A 19084-nucleotide genomic window follows, 5' to 3' on the forward strand; every position below is an offset into this window, starting at 1 on the left:
GCTCAGTGCGGGCGCGGCGGGCCGGCCGGTGGCCGGTCCGGGTTCGCGGCGCTCAACCGGGCGACCAGCTCGCGTTTGAGTACCTTGCCGCTGGGGCCGAGGGGGAAGGCGTCCACGAACTCCACCCGGCGCGGGTACTTGTACGGCGCCATCCGCTCCCTGCTCCAGGCGACGATCTCGGCGCCGAGGGCGGGGCCCGGCGTGCTGCCGGGGTGGGCCCGCACCACCGCGCAGACCTCCTCGCCGTGGACGGGGTGGGGGAGCCCGACGACGGCTGCCTGGGCGATCGCCGGGTGCCGGGCCAGGACGTCCTCGACCTCGCGCGGGTAGACGTTGTAGCCGCCGCGCAGCACCACGTCCTTCTTGCGGTCGACGATGGACAGGTAGCCCTCGTCGTCCTTGACGCCGAGGTCGCCCGAGCGGAACCAGCCGTCCACGACGGCCTCGGCGGTCGCCTCCGGCCGGTTCAGGTAGCCGGCCATCACGTTGTGCCCCCGGATGACGATCTCCCCGGTCTCGCCGGCGGGCAGCAGCTCGATCCTGTCCGCGACCTCCGCCCGGGCGATCTCGACCTCGACGCCCCAGATCGGCCGGCCCACCGTGCCGGGCCTGAGCGGCCACGCCTTCTGGTTGTAGGCCACCACCGGGGACGTCTCGGTCAGCCCGTACCCTTCGAGGACCGGGCAGCCGAACGCCTCGCGGAACGCGTCCAGGACCGCCACCGGCAGCGCGGCGCCGCCGGAGAACGCGCGGTCGAGCGCCGGCCTGCGCGAGTCGGCGCGGGCCGCGTCGAGGAGCGCCGTGTACATCGTCGGGACCCCCATGAACACGGTGCAGCCCTCCCGCACCATGAGCTCCAGCGCGCCCGGTCCGTCGAACCGCGGCATCAGGACCATGGTCGCCCCCGCCCGGAAGCAGGTGTTCATGCCGCAGATCTGGCCGAAGGTGTGGAACAGCGGCAGGCAGCCGAGCAGGACGTCGTCCGGGGTGAAGTCGAACGGCGACAGCATGGTCGTGTCGACGTTCATCACCACGTTGAGGTGCGTGAGCAGGGCGCCCTTGGGCCTGCCGGTGGTGCCGGAGGTGTAGAGGACCAGCGCGATGTCCCCGGGGTCGCGCGGCACCTGGCGGTCGATCGGGGCGCTGCGCGCCGCGAGCACGTCCAGCTGCCGATCGGGGGCACCCTCCCGCTCCATGACGGTGAGCAGGGGCGTGCCGGCCGTCTCCGCCGCCTTGCCGCCCTCGGCCAGCAGCGGGGCGGCACAGATCAGTGCCACCGCCCCGGAGTCCCGCAGGACGTACGCGATCTCGTCCGCCCGGAGCAGGGCGTGGACCGGGACCGCGACCGCGCCGAGCGCGAGCACGCCGAAGTAGGCCAGCGGGAAGTGCGGGGTGCTGGGCAGCAGCAGCGCCACCTTGTCGTCGGGGCCGATGCCCCGCGCGCGCAGCACCGCCGCGTACCTGCGCGCCCCGTCCCACAGCTCGCGGTAGGTGATCTTCCGGGTGCCGGACACGATCGCCGGGTGCTCCGGCCGGCGCAGCGCGGACTCGGCGAGGATGGCCGCCACGGAGAGGGTCACGGGGGTCTCACCCGCTCGCTTCCGCGGCCAGCCGCGCCTTGTCCGGTTTGCCGACACCGGTGAGGGGCAGCTCGGAGCGGACGCGGATCCGCGCGGGGACGTGCTTGGGCGAGACGGTGGCCCGGACGTGCTCGGCCAGCTCGTCGGGGCCGGCCGTGCCCGCGTCGCGCAGCACCACGGCGGCGTGCAGGTACTCGATCCGGTCCCGGTCCCGGACGCAGAAGACGGCGGCCTGCACCACGTCGGGGTGGGCCAGCAGGGCGTTCTCCACCGTCACCGGATGGATCTTGATGCCGTTGGTCTTGATCACCTCGCCGATCCGGCCGCGCAGGTGCAGGTAGCCGTCACCGTCGACGAATCCGAGGTCGCCGGTGTGCACCCAGCCGTCCCGTACGGTCCGGGCGGTGAGCTCGGGCTCGGCCACGTACGCGCTCATCGTGAAGGGCGACCGGACGCAGACCTCGCCGATCTCGCCGGGCGGCAGGTCGTGGTGGTCGTCCGGATCGGTGATCCGGACCCAGTCGGGCATCGGGCGGCCGACCGTGGCCCGCAGCCGGGGGTCGAGGTGCTCGGCGGGCGAGAGCATGCTGACGAAACCCGCCTCGCTGGTCGCGTACACCTGGAGCAGCACGTCGCCGAAGACCTTGACCGCCTCGGCCAGTCGCTCGGGGGACGCGGGGGAGCCCAGGTAGGTGACCATCTGGAGACTGGACAGGTCGGTCGAGCCCAGCTCCGGATGGTCCATCAGCAGGTACAGCTGCGGAGGGGAGAGCAGCATCCGGGTGATCCCGTGCCGCGCGACGGAGCGCAGCACGTCGCCCGGCTCGAAGCCGTCCCGCAGGACCACCGAGCCGCCGGACGCGAGCGAGTCGTCGGCCGTGGCGCCGCTGGAGTGGCTGAGCGGGAGGCAGGCCAGGTAGACGGACCGCCAGCGCATCTGGAGCCCGGCGGAGATGAAGCCGTTGCGGGCCCGGAAGTCGAAGGCGATGCCCTTCGGCTCGCCGGTCGTCCCGCTCGTGTACGTCACCACCGCGGGCCGGTCGGGGGCGATCTCGATGCCGGCCGGGTCCAGCGCGTCCGGGTCCCCGGTCGTCAGGTCCAGGACGTCGGGGCCGAGGTCGCCGAGGGCGACCAGGGTGAGCGGCGTGCCCAGCCGCTCGCGCAGTTCGCGGGCGGACGCCAGGTTCTCCTCGTCCACGGCCAGGTGCGTCGCGCCGGTGTCCCGGAGGATCTTGAGCTTGGCGCCGGCGGCCAGGTGGTCCGCCGGGTCGACCGCGTTGGTGGTGTGCAGGTGGACCACCGTGGCCCCGACCAGGTTCGCGGCGTACCGCAGGACCAGGGTCGGGGCGGTGTTGGTGACGGTCAGGACGGCGACCACGGCGCCGGCGCCGTTCCCGCCGGTCTGCCGGTGCAGGGCCTGCGCGGCCGACCGGACCAGGGCGGTCAGCTCCGCCGCGGTCAGCGTCCGGTCGCGCCAGGACAGGACCACTTTCTCCGGTTCCGCGGAGATTACCTCAAGGATCTGGCTGACATATGTTTCGTCCGACGGCATGGGAAACTCCAGTGGTGCCGTTTCGAGGAATTTCCGCACAGCCTACAACGCGCAAAGCGGGTCCACCAGGGGGCGTGAATCGGAAAAGCGGATGCGCGGTGGGTTCTCAATTGTCGCACCCCGCGCCATCGAAGTGATATTTCGCCCTGAGACAATTCCCTCTACCGGTCCGGGCCCCGCATCGGCGTAGTCTTCGGAGAAAAGGGTCGTCATGAACCAATACCTGGAGCTCTTCTCGCGGCGCATGAAGGAAGGCGGATCACCGAAGGCGAAACGGGAGTTCCTGGAGATCGGCCGGCTCGCCGGGAAATTCCCGGCGGCCAAGAGCCTGCGGGACGGGGTCACCTCCGAGATCAGCGTGTGGTGCAGCAACGACTACCTGGGAATGGGCCAGCACCCGCTGGTCCTGGCGGCGACCCGCGAAGCCCTCGACGAGTACGGCGCGGGCTCGGGCGGCTCCCGGAACATCGGCGGGACCAACCACTGCCACGTGCTGCTGGAGAACGAACTGGCGGATCTGCACGGAAAAGAGGACGCCCTTCTCTTCACCTCCGGGTACACCGCCAATGACGGAGCCCTCACGGTCCTCGCCGGCCGGCTGGGGGACTGCGTCGTCTTCTCCGACGAGATGAACCACGCCTCGATCATCGACGGACTCCGCCACAGCGGCGCCGAGAAGCACATTTTCCGGCACAATGATACGGCGCACCTGGAAGAGCTGATATCCGCCGCCGATCCCGACCGGCCGAAGATGATCGTCATGGAATCGGTCTACTCGATGGCGGGCGACGTCGCCCCGCTCGCCGAAATCGCCCGGATCGCCCGGAAATACGGCGCGATGACCTTCCTCGACGAGGTCCACGCGGTCGGAATGTACGGGCCGCAGGGGGCCGGTATCGCCGCCGGCCTGGGCATCGCGGACGAGTTCACCGTCATCATGGGAACGCTCGCCAAGGGATTCGGCACCACCGGCGGGTACATCGCCGGTCCCGCCGAACTGGTCGACGCGGTGCGCGGCCTGTCCCGCTCCTTCATCTTCACCACCGCCCTGCCGCCGGCGGTCGTGGCGGGCGCGCTCGCCGCGGTCCGGCACCTGCGCACTTCCGACGAGGAACGCGACCGGCTCCACGCGAACGCGCGGCTGACGCACCGGCTGCTCACGGAGCACGGCATCCCCTTCGTCTCCGACGGCTCCCACATCGTCTCGATCTTCGTCGGGGACGACGCGCTCGCCCGGCGGATCTCCGCCCTGCTGCTGGAGCGCCACGGCATCTACGTGCAGGCGATCAACGCGCCCAGCGTGCGCGCGGGACAGGAGATCCTCCGGAGCGCGCCCGGCGCCGTCCACCAGCCCGCGCAGGTCGAGGCGTTCGTCGCGGCACTGGACGGGATCTGGCGCGAGCTCGGGGTGCCGCGTACGTAGGGCCTGTACGGCCGACCCGCTCCACGGGGTACGCGCGCGGCCCTCCCGCCGCTCCGCGCCCCGCCCGCTCCCGGTACCCGCGTCGTGTCGCGGCCCGCGCTATCGGGCTGCTATGCGGCAGTGGGCAAGATCGACGTCGCAGGTCCGGTGGGGGTACGCGCCGGGCCTGACGAAGGCGTCCCGGTCGGCGCGCGACCCGCGAGAGCGGGCGCCCGCCACGGTTCGGCGACCGGTGGTCCCGCTCGCCGTGAAGGAGTCCGAAGACACGATGGCGCACCCCGACGGTACGGAAGCACCGCTGCTGTGGACACTGGCCGGCAGCGGCAGGGAGTCGCTGGCGGCCGGCGCGCGCGGCCTGCACGGGTACCTGGCCGGTCGTGACGACTGGAGCCCCCAGGACATCGCGCTCGCCCTCGCGCGCACCGCCTCCGAGGGGAGCCGGCGGGCGGCACTGGTGGCCGACGGCCGGGACGGGTTCCTGCGGCGGCTGGACGCGCTCGCCGACGGCAGGAGCATGCCCGGCCTGGTCGAGGGCACCGCCGCGGCGGGCCGCCGGGTCGCCTTCGTGTTTCCCGGACAGGGCGCGCAGTGGCCCCGGATGGCCGTGGACCTGCTGGACACCTCCGCGGTGTTCCGCGACCGGATGGACGCGTGCGCGCAGGCCCTGGAACCGTTCACCGACTGGTCGCCGATCGACGTGCTCCGCGACCCGGACGCGCCGGGCGCCCCCGCCGCGGACCGGGCCGACGTGGTGCAGCCCCTGCTGTTCGCCGTGACCGTGTCGCTCGCCGAGCTGTGGCGCTCCCACGGCGTGGAACCGGCCGCCGTGCTCGGGCACAGCGTCGGCGAGGTCACCGCCGCCGCGGTCAGCGGCGCGCTGTCCCTGGACGACTCCGCACGGGTGGTCGCCCTGTGGAGCCAGGCCCAGGCGACCCTGGCCGGGCAGGGCGACATGGTCTCCGTCATGGCCCCGGCCGACGCGGTCGAGCCGCGGCTGCGCCGCTGGGACGGCCGCCTCGTCGTCGCCGCGCACAACGGTCCGCGGTCCGTGATCGTCTCCGGCGACCGCGACGCCGCGGCCGAACTCCTCGCCGACCTGGCCTCGGAGGGGGTGCACGCACGGCGGATCGCGGTCGGCCTGGCCGCCCACTCCCCCCACATCGACGCGATCGTCCCCCGGATGCACGCCGACCTCGCACCGATCCGGCCCCGCACACCGCAGCTGCCCTACTACTCCGGACTGACCGGCGGACGACTGGACGCCCCGGTCCTGGACGCCGACTACTGGTGCCGCAACCTGCGCAACCCTGTCCGGTTCCACCAGGCGGCCGGCGCCCTGCTCCGGGACGGGTACGGCGTCCTGCTGGAGGTCAGCCCGCACACCGTGCTGACCTCCGCCCTCACGGACTGCGCGGAGGAACACGGCGCGCAGGCCGCCGTCCTCGGAACGCTGCGCCGGGACCAGGGCGGTCCGGGCCGGTTCCTGACCTCGCTCGGCGACCTGTACGTGCACGGTGTCACCCCGGAACGGGAACCGGAGGCGCCGTCCGCAGGGGTACGGGAGCTGCCGGCGGCAGTCCTGGCGGCGCTCGCGGAGCCCGGCCCGGCGGACCCGGACGGTGCGGGCGGTACGGGCGGCGGCCGGGACGCCGGCGGCGCGCTGCACGCGGAGCTGGCCGGCATGGACGCCCCGGAACGGCGCGCCGCGCTGGCCCGGCTGGTGGACGAGGAGATCGCCGCGGTGACCGGGCGGTCCGAACCGGTCCCCGCCGACGTGGCCTTCCTCGACCTGGGATTCGACTCCGTCACCGCCGTGGAGCTGCGCAACCGGCTGAGCGCGGCGACCGCGCTGCGCATCCCGGCGACGGCCGTCTTCGACTGCCCGACCCCGGCGGCCCTGGTCGCGTACCTCAGCGCCCGGATCGGCGGCGACCGGCCCGACCTGCGCACGGACGCGGTCGAGCCGGTGCGGCGGCCCGCGGACGACGACCCCGTGGTGATCGTCGGCATGGGCTGCCGCTACCCCGGCGGCGTCGGCAGCCCCGACGACCTCTGGGAGCTGGTGTCGGCGGGCGCCGACGCCGTCTCCGCGCTGCCCGACGACCGCGGCTGGGACACCGCCGGACGGTACGACCCCGCACCGGGCACACCGGGCCGGTACTACCAGCGGGAGGCGGGTTCGCTCGCCGGCGCGGCCGACTTCGACGCCGAGTTCTTCGGCATCTCGCCGCGCGAGGCCCTCGCCATGGACCCGCAGCAGCGGCTGCTGCTGGAGACCACCTGGGAGGCGCTGGAGCGGGCCGGGATCGACCCGTCCACCCTGCGGCGGACCCCGACGGGCGTCTACGTCGGGGCGATGACCATGGACTACGGCCCCTCCCTCGAACAGGGCGCCGACGAGGGCGGCCACCTGCTGACCGGCAACACCGGAAGCGTCGCGTCGGGCCGCCTGGCCTACACCCTCGGCCTGGAGGGGGCGGCCGTCACCGTGGACACGGCCTGCTCGTCCTCGCTGGTGGCCCTGCACCTCGCGGTCCGGGCGCTGCGCTCCGGCGAGTGCTCGCTGGCGCTGGCCGGCGGCGCGACCGTGATGTCCACGGTCGGCATGCTCGTCGAGTTCAGCCGGCAGGGCGGCCTGGCCCCCGACGGCCGCTGCAAGGCGTTCGCGGCGGCCGCCGACGGCTTCGGCCTGGCCGAGGGCGTGGGCATGTTGCTGCTGGAGCGGTTGTCGGACGCGCGGCGTCTCGGGCATCCGGTGCTGGCGGTGGTGCGTGGTTCGGCGGTGAACCAGGACGGTGCGAGCAATGGTCTGACGGCGCCGAACGGTCCGTCGCAGCAGCGGGTGATCCGGGCGGCGCTGGCGGACGCGGGGCTGACGGCCTCGGACGTGGACGTGGTGGAGGCGCACGGTACGGGGACGCGGTTGGGTGACCCGATCGAGGCGCAGGCGCTGCTGGCCACCTACGGGCAGGGGCGGCCGGCGGACCGGCCGGTGTGGATCGGGTCGCTGAAGTCCAACATCGGCCACGCCCAAGCCGCGGCCGGTGTCGCGGGCGTCATCAAGTCGGTGTTGGCGCTCCGGCATGGTGTGATGCCCAGGACGCTGCACGTGGACGGTCCGACGCCCGAGGTGGACTGGTCGGCGGGCGCCGGCCGGCTGCTGACGGAGGCCCGTGCCTGGGACGACACGGGACGCCCGCGCCGGGCGGGCGTGTCCTCCTTCGGCATCAGCGGGACCAACGCCCACGTGATCCTGGAGTCCGTGCCGGCCGAGGCGGTGGAGGACGCCCCGCGTCCCGGGCCGGTGGTGTGGCCGGTGTCGGCGCGCAGCGCCGAGGCACTGCGCGCGCAGGCGGAGGCGCTGGCGGCGCGGGTGGCGGCGGAGCCCGGGCTCGGCGTGGCGGACGTGGGCTGTTCGCTGGCGGTGGGGCGCGCGTCCTTCGAGCACCGTGCGGTGGTGGTGGGCGGGGACCGGAGCGAACTGCTCGACGGCGTGAAGGCGCTGGCGCAGGGTGCCGCGGTGTCCGGCGGCGGGCTGGTTTCCGGTCGGGTGGCGCTGGTGTTCCCGGGCCAGGGCTCGCAGTGGGTCGGGATGGCCGCGGAACTGCTGGCCGAATCGGCCGTGTTCGCGGAACGGATGGCGGAGTGCGAGCGGGCGCTGGCGCCGTACGTCGACTGGTCGTTGGCGGAGGCGCTCGGCTCGGAGGCCCTGCTGGCGCGGGTCGATGTGGTGCAGCCGGTGCTGTGGGCCGTGATGGTGTCGCTGGCCGAGGTGTGGCGCTCGTTCGGCGTCGTTCCGGACGCGGTGGTCGGCCACTCGCAGGGCGAGGTCGCCGCGGCGTGTGTGGCGGGCGGTCTGAGTCTGGAGGACGGGGCGCGGGTGGTCGCGCTGCGTTCCCTGGCGATCCGCGCTCTGGCGGGCCGGGGCGGCATGGCTTCGTTGCCGCTGCCGGTGGACGTGGTGCGGGAGCGCATCGCTCCGGGCCGGCTTTCGGTGGCGGCGGTGAACGGGCCGTTGTCGACGGTGGTCTCGGGTGACGCGGACGCGGTCGGCGCGCTGGTGGAGGAGCTGGTGGGGGAGGGGGTGCGGGCGCGGTCGATCGAGGTGGACTACGCGTCGCACTCCGCGCATGTGGAGGAGGTCCGCGAGCAGCTGCTCGCCGACCTGGACGGCATCGTGCCGCTGTCCGCTGCGGTGCCGTTCTACTCGAGCGTCACGGGCGGCCTGTTGGACACGAAGGCCCTGGACGCCGAGTACTGGTACCGCAACCTGCGGGAGACCGTCGAGTTCGAGCAGGCGACCCGCGCGCTCCTGGCGGCCGGGCACCGCTTCTTCGTCGAGTCCAGTCCGCACGCGGTGCTGGGCGTGGCGGTGGGGGAGTCGGTGGAGGCCGCGGGTGCGGACGCCGTGGTGCTGGGGACCTTGCGTCGCGGGGAGGGCGGCCCGGCGCAGGTGCTGCGCGCGGTCGGACGCGGCTGGGAGCGCGGGCTGGGGGTGGACTGGTCGGGTGCGTTCCCGGGAGCGCGCCGCGTCGAACTGCCGACGTACGCCTTCCAACGCACCCGCTACTGGCTGACGGCCCCCGCCGCCGTCCCGGCCGCCCCCGCCGAGGACCACTGGGACGACCTGGAACTGCAGGACCCCGCCCGGCTCGCCGAAATCCTCGGGGTCGGCCGCGCCGCCCTGGACGAAGTCCTGCCCGCGCTGGCGACCTGGCGCTCCGCCAGGAGCCGTGAGCGGAAGGCGGAATCCTGGCGCTACCACGTCGCCTGGGCACCCCTGCCGGTCACGCCGGCGGACGGCCTCCCCGGTCGCTGGCTCGCCCTGCGTCCCGAAGGCGGCGACGCGGCGGCCGTCCTGGACGCCCTCCGCGAGGCCGGGGCCGACCTCCTCCCGTGCGTCGTCGCCGATCCGGGCGCGACCCGCGAACAGCTGGCCGCCCTGCTCACGGAGACCGCCGGGGAGCAGCCGATCGCCGGCGTGCTGTCCCTGCTGTCCTGGGAGGAACGCCCCCACCCCGAACACCCCGACCTGCCCGGTGGTCCGGCGCTGACCCTCGCGCTGGCCCAGGCACTCGAGGACGCGGGCATCCGGGCCAGGCTCTGGATGCTGACCAAGGGACTGGCTGTCCTGGGCGGCGCGGAGCGGCCCGGACACGTCGGTCAGGCCGCCTCCGCCGCCCTGGGCCGGACGCTGGCCCTGGAGCACCCGCACCGCCGGGGCGGTCTGGTCGACCTGCCCGAGGTGCTGGACGCACGGGCCGCCCGCCGCCTGTGCGCGGTGCTCGCGGGGGCCGCGGCCGACGAGGAACAGGTGGCGGTGCGCTCCACCGGGGTCCACGGACGCCGCCTCCGGCCCGCGCCGTCCGTGCCGCCGAAGGCCCGTGCGGGCGGCCCGGACGCCCGGTGGCGGGGCACGGTCCTCGTCACGGGCGGCACCGGCGGCGTCGGCTCGCACACGGCGCGCTGGCTCGCGGGCCAGGGCGCGGAGCGGCTGCTGCTGGTCAGCCGGCGCGGCGCCGACGCCCCCGGCACGGACGCGCTGCGGGCGGAACTGACGGCGCTGGGCACCGAGGTGGCCTTCGCGGCGTGCGACGTCGCCGACCCGGCCGCCCTGGCGGCGCTGGTCGCCGACATCCCGGCGCGGTACCCGCTGTCCGCCGTCATCCACGCGGCGGGCGTCCTCGACGACGGTGTGCTCGACGCGCTGGACCCCGCGCGGCTCGCCGTGGTGCTGCGCGCCAAGCTGACCGCCGCCCGGAACCTGCACGAGGCCACCGCGGGCCTCGACCTGTCGGCCTTCGTGGTGTTCTCGTCGGTGATGGGCGTCGTGGGCAACGCCGGGCAGGGGAACTACGCGGCCGCCAACGCGGCCGTCGACGCGCTCGTCGCCGCCCGCCGGGCCGCCGGGCTGCCCGGCACGTCCGTGGCCTGGGGCGCCTGGGCCGGACCGGGCATGCTGGCGGACGAGGTCGCCGGCCGGCTGCGTGACTTCGGCATGCCGGTGATGGAGCCCGAAACGGCCGTCACCGCGATCGGCCGGGCCCTGGAGGCGGACGACGCGCTGGTCGTGGTCGCCGACGTCGACTGGAAGCGCTTCACCGCGGCCATCGGCCTGCGGTCCACCGCCCTGCTCGACGGGATACCGGACCCGGCTGCCGCGCGGCCCACCCAGGACACCGCCGCACCGTCGGCGGCCCGGGAGGGCGACGGTGCCGCCGACACCCTGCGGCAGCGGATCGCCGCACTGCCGCGCCACGAGGACCGGGTCGGAGCCCTCACCGAACTGGTCCGCACCCAAGCGGCGACGGTCCTGCGCCACCCCGGCGTCGACACGGTTCAGCCCGGAAAGGCGTTCTCCGCGCTCGGCTTCGACTCCCTGATGGCGGTGGAGCTGCGCAACCGGCTCGCCGCCGTCACCGGGCTGGCCCTGCCGGCCACCGTCCTCTTCGACCACCCCACCCCGTCGGCACTGGCCGACCGGCTGCTCGCGGAACTGGACCTGGACCAGGCCCTCGACCCGGGTCTGCCGGACGAGGCGAGCGACACCGCCGACCCCGTCGGCAACGAGCCGATCGCGATCGTCGGCATGGGCTGCCGCTTCCCCGGCGGGGTCGCCCGGCCCGAGGACTTCTGGCACCTGCTCGCCCAGGGCACCGACGCCGTCGGCGACTGGCCGTCGAACCGGGGCTGGGACACCGAGGGGCTGTACGACCCGGACCCCGACCACCCCGGCACCACGTACACCAGGCAGGGCGGCTTCCTGCACGACGCGGCCGAGTTCGACGCCGAGTTCTTCGGCATCTCGCCGCGCGAGGCCCTGGCCATGGACCCGCAGCAGCGGCTGCTCCTGGAGACTGCCTGGGAGGCGGTCGAGGGCGCCGGGCAGGATCCGACCGCGCTGAAGGACCGGCAGGTCGGCGTCTACATCGGCACCAACGGACAGGACTACTCCGCGCTGCTGGAGGGCGCCGAGGGAGTGTCCGAGGGCCACCTGCTGACCGGGAACACGGCCAGCGTGCTGTCCGGGCGGCTGTCCTACGTCCTCGGCCTCCAGGGGCCCGCACTCACCGTCGACACCGCGTGCTCCTCGTCACTGGTGGCGCTGCACCTGGCCGTGCAGGCACTGCGGCGCGGCGACTGCGAGCAGGCCCTCGCGGGCGGGGTGTCGGTGATGAGCACCCCGCGGCTCTTCGTGGAGTTCAGCCGTCAGCGCGGGCTCGCCGCCGACGGACGGTGCAAGGCGTTCTCGGCGGACGCGGACGGCACGGGCTGGGGCGAGGGCGCCGGCGTGCTGCTGCTCGAGCGCCACAGCGACGCCCTGCGCCACGGCCACCCCGTCCTCGCGCTGATCAGCGGTACCGCCGTGAACCAGGACGGCGCCAGCAACGGGCTCACCGCCCCCAACGGCCCGTCCCAGCAGCAGGTCATCCGCGCCGCCCTGGCCGACGCCGCGCTGCGCGCCGAGCAGATCGACGCGATCGAGGCCCACGGCACCGGCACCAGGCTCGGCGACCCGATCGAGGCGCAGGCGCTCCAGGCCGTCCACGGACCGGAGCGCCCGGCGGACCGCCCGCTGTGGCTCGGCTCGGTGAAGTCGAACATCGGGCACACCCAGGCAGCCGCCGGGGTGGCCGGGGTGATGAAGATGGTGCTGGCCATCCGCCACGGAGAACTGCCCGGAACCCTGCACGCCGGGACGCCGAACCCGCACGTCGACTGGTCCGACGGCGGCATCCGCCTGCTCACCGCGCACACCCCGTGGCCGGAGACCGGGAACCCGCGCCGGGCGGGCGTGTCCTCGTTCGGCATCAGCGGCACCAACGCGCACCTGATCATCGAGCAGGCGCCCGCCATCGCGGCCGTGCCCGCCCTGGACCGGACCGACACCCCGGCCGCCCCCACCACGGACACCCCGGCCGCCACCCCCGCCGCCGCCACGATGGCCCTCGCCGCGGACACCGCCACCCCCACCGCCCGCCGTACCGGCCCGCCCGTGCCGCTGCTGCTCTCGGCCAGGACACCGGAGGCCCTGCGGGCCCAGGCCGGCCGGCTGATGGGCCGGCTCGACGCCGACCCGGACGTCGAACTGGTGGACGTCGCCTACTCGCTGGCCACCGGGCGGGCCCCGCTCGAACACCGGGCCGCCGTCCTGGGACGGGACCGGGCGTCCGTCCGGCGCTCGCTCACCGCGCTCGCGCGCGGCACGACGGCGGGCCGACTGCTCACCGGCGGCGGCGTGCGCCCCGGCCGGACCGCCTTCCTGTTCCCGGGACAGGGCAGCCAGCGGGCCGGAGCCGGCGCGGAGCTCTACGGCGAGGACCCGGTGTTCGCCGACGCCCTCGACGAGGTGCTGACCGGCCTGGACCCGCACCTCGACCTGTACCTGCGCGACCTCCTGTTCGCCGAACCCGGAACCCCCGACGCGGAGCTGCTCGACCGCACCCGGTACACCCAGCCCGCGCTGTTCGCCCTGGAGACGGCGCTGTTCCGGCTGGTACGGCACTGGGGCGTGCGGCCCGACCTGCTGATGGGGCACTCCATCGGCGAACTCGCCGCCGCCCACGCGGCGGGCGTGCTGGACCTGCCCGACGCCTGCGCGCTGGTGACGGCCCGGGGCCGGCTGATGGACGAACTGCCCGAGGGCGGGGCGATGGTGGCGGTCGAGGCCGGCGAGGAGGAAGTGCGCCAGGCCCTGTCGGCCGAGGACCGGGACGCGGTGGACATCGCCGCCGTCAACGGGCCCGCCTCCGTGGTCCTGTCCGGTGACGAGGACGCGGTACGCCGCCTGGCCGGGACGTTCCGCGACCGCGGCCGGCGCACCCGGCGCCTGAGCGTGAGCCACGCCTTCCACTCCGCCCGGATGGACGGCATGCTCGACGCGTTCCGGGACGTGGCCGAGTCGCTGACCTACCACGCGCCCGGCATCGAGATCGTCTCCAACCTGACCGGGCGCACCGCCACGGCCGCGGAACTCCGCTCCCCCGACCACTGGGTGCGGCACGCCCGGGGCACCGTGCGCTTCCTGGAAGGGGCCCGCCAACTGCGGGCCGCGGGCGCGACCACGTACCTCGAACTCGGACCGGGCGGCGTGCTGTCCGGCATGCTCCACGCCTGCCTCCCCGAAACCGGCTCCGACTCCGCCCCCGGCGGCTCCGCTCCCGCCCCCGGCGACCCCGGGGCGGTGCCGCTGCTGCGCGGTGACCGCGGCGAGTCGGACGCGGTCCGCACCGCACTCGCCTCGCTGCACCTGCGCGGCGTGGCGGTGGACTGGTCGGCGGGCTGGAGCGGCACCGACGTGCGGCGGGTCGACCTGCCCACCTACGCCTTCCAGCACCGGCGCTTCTGGCCGGTGGCCGCGCCGGACCCGGCCCCCGCCGCGTGGCGCGGCCGCCGGGGGACCGCGGCCACCGCCGGCCCGCACCGCTACCGCATCGGGTGGGAGCCGCTCACCGCGCCCGCGGAGCCCCGCCTCTCCGGCCGCTGGCTGCTCGTCGTCCCGGACGGACCCGGTGCCGAGGACACCGCGCTCGCCTGCGAACAGGCCCTCGCCGGACACGGCGCCGATGTGGTCGTGATCCGAGTCGGGGCCGCCGTCGAACGCGCCGAACTGGCCTCGCTGCTCCCGGAGTTCGGCTCCCTGGAGGGCGTCCTGTCGCTGCTCGCCCTGGCCGAGGGGCCGCACCCCGGCCTGCGGACGCTCGACGCCTGCCTGACCGGGACCCTGCTGCTGATCCAGGCCCTGGGCGAGAGCGGCATCGACGCACCCCTGTGGTGCGCCACCCGCGGCGCGGTGGCGGCCCACGGCACGGAGGAGGTCCGCCCCGAGCAGGCCCAGGTGTGGGGCCTGGGCCGGGTGGCGGCCCTCGAGCACCCGCTGCGCTGGGGCGGCCTGGTCGACCTGCCGGAGCTGCTGGACGAGCCCGCGCTGGACGGGCTGTGCGCGGTGCTGGCCGGACTGGACGGCGAGGACCAGGTGGCCGTGCGCGTGCCGGCACCGCTGGGCCGCCGGCTCGTCCCCGCGCCGGAGCCCGCGACACCCGCACCCGCACCGTGGACGCCGCGCGGCACGGTCCTGGTCACCGGCGGCACCGGCGGCCTCGGCGCCCAGGTGGCGCGCTGGCTCGCGGAGCGCGGCGCGGACCACCTGGTCCTGCTCGGCCGGCGGGGCCCCGAGGCCCCGGGAGCCGACGCGCTGGTCGACGCCCTGGCGGCGCTCGGCGCCCGGAGCACCGTGCTGGCCTGCGACGCCGCCGACCGCACCGCGCTGGAACAGGTCCTGGAGCGGCTGCACGCCGAGGGCGACACCGTACGGGCCGTGGTGCACACCGCAGGACTCACCTCGGACACCGCGCTGATGGACTGCACGCCGGAGGAACTGGCCCTGCGGACGGCGGCCAAGACGCGCGGCGCGGCCCACCTCGACGCCCTGTTCGAAGGCCGCCAACTGGACGCCTTCGTGCTGTTCTCCTCGATCTCGGGCACCTGGGGCAGCGGCGGCCAGGGCGCGTACGCGGCGGCCAACGCCTACCTGGACGGCCTCGCCGCGGCGCGGCGCGGCCGGGGCCTGCCGGCGACCTCGGTGGCCTGGGGCCCCTGGGCCGGCGCGGGCATGGCCGAGGGCGCCGTCGGCGACGGCCTGCGCCGCCACGGGCTGGTGCCGATGGACCCTGCGGCGGCGCTGTCCGCGCTCGGCCTGGCGCTGGCCCTGGACGAGGGCGAAGCGGTCGTCGCCGAGCTGGACTGGAGCCGCTTCGCGCCCACCTTCGGTTCGGTCCGGGAGAGCGCGCTGCTGCGCGGCCTGCCCGCCGCCGCGGAGTACCGGACGGCGGACGGCGGCCCCGCGGACACTTCTGTCGGGTCCGCACCCGGTACGGGCGGCGACCCCTCGTGGTCGCACCGGCTGCACCGGCTGTCCGGGCCCGAGGGCCGCAAACTGCTGACCGAGCTGGTCCGGAGCGAAGCGGCCGCCGTGCTGGGCCACGAGTCGGCCGTCGGCCTCGCCGCCGACCGCCCGTTCCGCGAGGCAGGCTTCGACTCGCTCACCGCCGTCGAACTCCGCAACCGGCTGGTCGCGGCCACCGCCCTGCCGCTCGCGCTCACCTCCGTCTTCGACCACCCGACGGCGGCCGCCCTCGCCGAGCACCTGTTCGCCGGGCTGAGCGGCACGGAACCGGGCGCCGACGACACGACCGGCACGACCAGCGCGACCGCGGCGGATCCCGCGGCGGCCGACGAACCGCTGGCGATCGTCTCGATGGCCTGCCGGTTCCCGGGCGGCGTCCGCTCGCCCGAGGAGCTGTGGCGGCTGGTGGCCGACGGAGTGGACGCGGTCGCCGAGCTGCCCGCCGACCGCGGCTGGCCGCTGGAGGACCTCTACGACCCGGACCCCCTGCACCCGGGCACCTTCTACACCACCGGCGGCGGATTCCTGGACGGGGCGGCCGAGTTCGACGCGGAGTTCTTCGGCATCTCGCCGCGCGAGGCCCTGGCCATGGACCCGCAGCAGCGGCTGCTGCTCGAAACCAGCTGGGAGGTCCTGGAGCGGGCCGGACTCGACCCCGCGTCGGTACGCGGCAGCGAGGGCGGCGTCTACGTCGGCGTCGCCTCCCAGGGCTACGGCACCGGCCCGCAGGACCCGTCCGACCAGGTCGAGGGGCACCTGCTCAGCGGCACGGTCACCAGCGTCGCCTCCGGCCGGATCGCCTATACCCTTGGCCTCGGCGGCCCCGCCGTGACCGTGGAGACGGCCTGCTCGTCCTCGTTGGTGGCACTGCACCTGGCCGGCCAGGCACTGCGCGCCGGCGACTGCTCGTTCGCCCTGGTCGGCGGCGCCGCGGTGATGGCGAGCCCGGACGTCTTCGTCGAGTTCAGCCGCCAGCAGGGCCTGTCGCCCGACGGCCGCTGCCGCTCCTTCGCCGAAGGGGCGAACGGCACGGGGTGGGGCGAAGGGGTGGGCGTCCTGCTCGTGGAACGCCTCTCCGACGCGCGCCGCCTCGGGCACCCGGTTCTCGCGCTGGTACGGAGCACCGCGGTGAACCAGGACGGTGCCAGCAACGGCCTCACCGCCCCGAGCGGCCCCGCGCAGCAGCGGGTGATCCGGGCCGCGCTGGCCACGGCCGGACTGTCCGGCGCCGAGGTCGACCTGGTCGAGGCGCACGGCACCGGCACCGTGCTCGGCGACCCCATCGAGGCGCAGGCCCTGCTGGCCACCTACGGCCAGGACCGGCCCGCCGACCGCCCGCTGTGGCTGGGTTCGCTGAAGTCCAACATCGGGCACACCCAGGCCGCCGCCGGAGTCGCCGGCGTCATCAAGACGGTGCTCGCCCTGCGCAACGGCGTGCTCCCCGGCACCCTGCACGCCCATGAGGCGTCCAGCCGGGTGGACTGGTCGGCCGGCGCGGTCCGGCTGCTCGCGGACGCCCGCCCCTGGGACGCCCCGGACGGGGGCCGGCCGCGCCGGGCCGGCGTCTCCGCGTTCGGCATGAGCGGCACCAACGCCCACGCCATCCTGGAGGAAGCACCCGCCGCCGACCACCGCCCGCCGGCCGAGGAGCCCGGGACCACCGTTCCCTGGCTGCTCTCCGCCATGACCCCCGCGGCCCTGCGCCGCCAGGCGCGCCGACTGGGCGAGCACCTGCGGGCCGACCCCGACGCGGGCGCCGCCGCGGCCGCCCGGGCGCTCGCCACCACCCGCCCCGCCCTGCCCTTCCGGGCGGCCGCCACCGGCCGCGACCGCGCCGCGCTGCTCGGCTGGCTGGACGCCCTCGCGGCGGGCGAACCCGCCCCCGACGCCGTGCAGGACCGGGCGCGCGGCGGCCGCACGGTCTTCGTCTTCCCCGGCCAGGGCTCGCAGTGGGCCGGCATGGCCGCGGCGGCGCTCGACACCTCCGCGCCGTTCGCCGCCGCCATCGCCGACTGCGAACGGGCGCTCGCCCCGCACACCGACTGGTCCCTGACCGAGGTGCTGCGCGGCGCGCCCGGCGCGCCGACGCTCGAGCGCGTGGACGTCGTCCAGCCGGTGCTCTTCGCCGTGATGGTCGCGCTGGCCGCGCACTGGCGCGACACCGGGGTCACCCCGGACGCCGTCGTCGGCCACAGCCAGGGCGAGATCGCCGCCGCCTGCGTCGCCGGAGCGCTGTCGCTCGACGACGCGGCCCTCGTGGTGGCGCTGCGCAGCCGGGCGCTGCTGAGGTTGGCGGGACGCGGCGGCATGGTGTCGGTCGCCGCCTCCGCCGAGCGGACCACCGGCCTGCTGCCCGCCGGCGGACGCGCGTGCGTGGCCGCCGTGAACGGCCCCGAAGCCGTCGTCGTCGCCGGGGAGCCCCAGGAACTGGCCGCCCTGCTCGCGGCCTGCGAGCGGGAAGGCGTCCGGGCCAAGGCGATCCCGGTGGACTACGCGGCCCACTCCGCCCAGGTCGCCGAGATCGAGGACGAACTGCGCGAAGCCCTCGCCGGGATCCGCCCCCGCGCCTCGGCCGTCCCGCTCTACTCGACGGTGACCGGCGAACCCGTCGCCGGAGAATCGCTCGACGCCGCCTACTGGTACCGCAACCTGCGCGAACCGGTCGACTTCGCCGGAGCGACCCGCACCCTGCTGGACGCCGGCCACACCCTGCTCGTCGAGGTCAGCCCGCACCCGGTGCTGCTCGCCGGGATCGAGGCGGTGGCCGCGGAGACCGGGCGGGAGGTGTCGGCGGTCGGCACGCTGCGGCGCGGCGACGGCGGCCGGGACCGGCTGCTGGCCTCGCTGACCGAGGCGTGGGCGGCCGGCGGCGGTCCGGTGGACTGGTCGCCCTGGACCGGGACCCCCGGCCCGGCACCCGTCCTGCTGCCGACGTACCCGTTCCAGCGCGACCGGTACTGGCTGGCCACCCCGGGCCGGACGGCCGCCGCCACCACGGCAGTGCCGGCCGAGGAGGCACCGGAGGCCGCGGGCGACGACGACGAGACCCCCGCCGAACGGCTGGCCGCCCGGCTGGCCCCGCTGGACCGGCGGGCCCGCCGGCAGGCGGTGCTCGACCTGGTCGTCCGGCACTCGGCCGCGGTCCTCGGCCATCCCGGAACCGGCCCGGTGCGCCCGGAACGCACCTTCGCCGAGGTCGGCTTCGACTCGATGCTCGCGGTGCGGTTCCGGAACGCACTGTGCGAGGCCACCGGGCTGGCCGTCCCGCCGACGGCCGTCTTCGACCACCCGACGCCTGAGGCACTCGCCGCCTACCTGGACGCGGAGCTGTCCGCCGCGCCCGAAGCGCCCTCGCCGCTGCTGGCCGAGCTCGACCGGCTGGCCGCGCTCCTCACGGCCGCCCCGCCCGGAACGGCCGACAGCGACGGGGTCGGCGAACGGCTGGACGAACTGCTGCGCGGCTGGCGCCGGCGCGCCGGCGCACCGGGCGGCAGGGCACCGGGCGGCGGGGCAGTACCTCCCGGGGCGGTGGACGACACCGCCACGGTGACCGAAACGGCGACAGCGGACGAGCTGTTCGCCCTGATCGACAACGACTTCGGGAACGTCTGAGAGAGAGCTGG

At 75.6% G+C, this 19084-nt stretch carries 4 protein-coding genes; 2 read left to right on the plus strand and 2 right to left on the minus strand.

Going from position 1 to position 19084, the window contains the following annotated elements:
* Nucleotides 1-2: 2 nt before the first annotated feature.
* Together ACFYS8_RS16670 and ACFYS8_RS16675 are read right to left on the minus strand one after the other, a co-directional pair.
* Entirely contained in the window at nucleotides 3-1580 is a 1578-nt protein-coding gene (locus tag ACFYS8_RS16670) for a long-chain fatty acid--CoA ligase (protein ID WP_387641586.1), read from the minus strand.
* A gap of 7 nt (nucleotides 1581-1587) precedes the next feature.
* Nucleotides 1588-3132 carry an AMP-binding protein gene (locus tag ACFYS8_RS16675; protein WP_387641588.1) on the minus strand — a complete coding sequence of 515 codons (1545 nt, stop codon included), beginning with the start codon at nucleotides 3130-3132 and terminating at the stop codon, nucleotides 1588-1590.
* A 211-nt stretch (nucleotides 3133-3343) separates the two neighbouring features.
* Here ACFYS8_RS16675 and hemA point away from each other — a divergent pair, with 211 nt between their 5' ends.
* Both hemA and ACFYS8_RS16685 read left to right on the plus strand, forming a co-directional pair.
* Entirely contained in the window at nucleotides 3344-4555 is a 1212-nt protein-coding gene (hemA, locus tag ACFYS8_RS16680; RefSeq protein ID WP_387641591.1) for a 5-aminolevulinate synthase, read from the plus strand.
* A 268-nt stretch (nucleotides 4556-4823) separates the two neighbouring features.
* Nucleotides 4824-19073: a type I polyketide synthase gene (locus ACFYS8_RS16685; protein ID WP_387641594.1), complete on the plus strand. Its 14250-nt coding sequence runs from the start codon at nucleotides 4824-4826 to the stop codon at nucleotides 19071-19073.
* Nucleotides 19074-19084: the final 11 nt, after the last annotated feature.

The organism is Kitasatospora sp. NPDC004615 (assembly GCF_042873545.1).
Classification (GTDB): domain Bacteria; phylum Actinomycetota; class Actinomycetes; order Streptomycetales; family Streptomycetaceae; genus Kitasatospora.

What these genes read in the sequence shown, in the direction of transcription:
- ACFYS8_RS16675 (WP_387641588.1), bottom strand. Translation starts at nt 3,132, where the DNA reads ATGCCGTCGGACGAAACATATGTCAGCCAGATCCTTGAGGTAATCTCC.
- hemA (WP_387641591.1), top strand. Translation starts at nt 3,344, where the DNA reads ATGAACCAATACCTGGAGCTCTTCTCGCGGCGCATGAAGGAAGGCGGA.
- ACFYS8_RS16685 (WP_387641594.1), top strand. Translation starts at nt 4,824, where the DNA reads ATGGCGCACCCCGACGGTACGGAAGCACCGCTGCTGTGGACACTGGCC.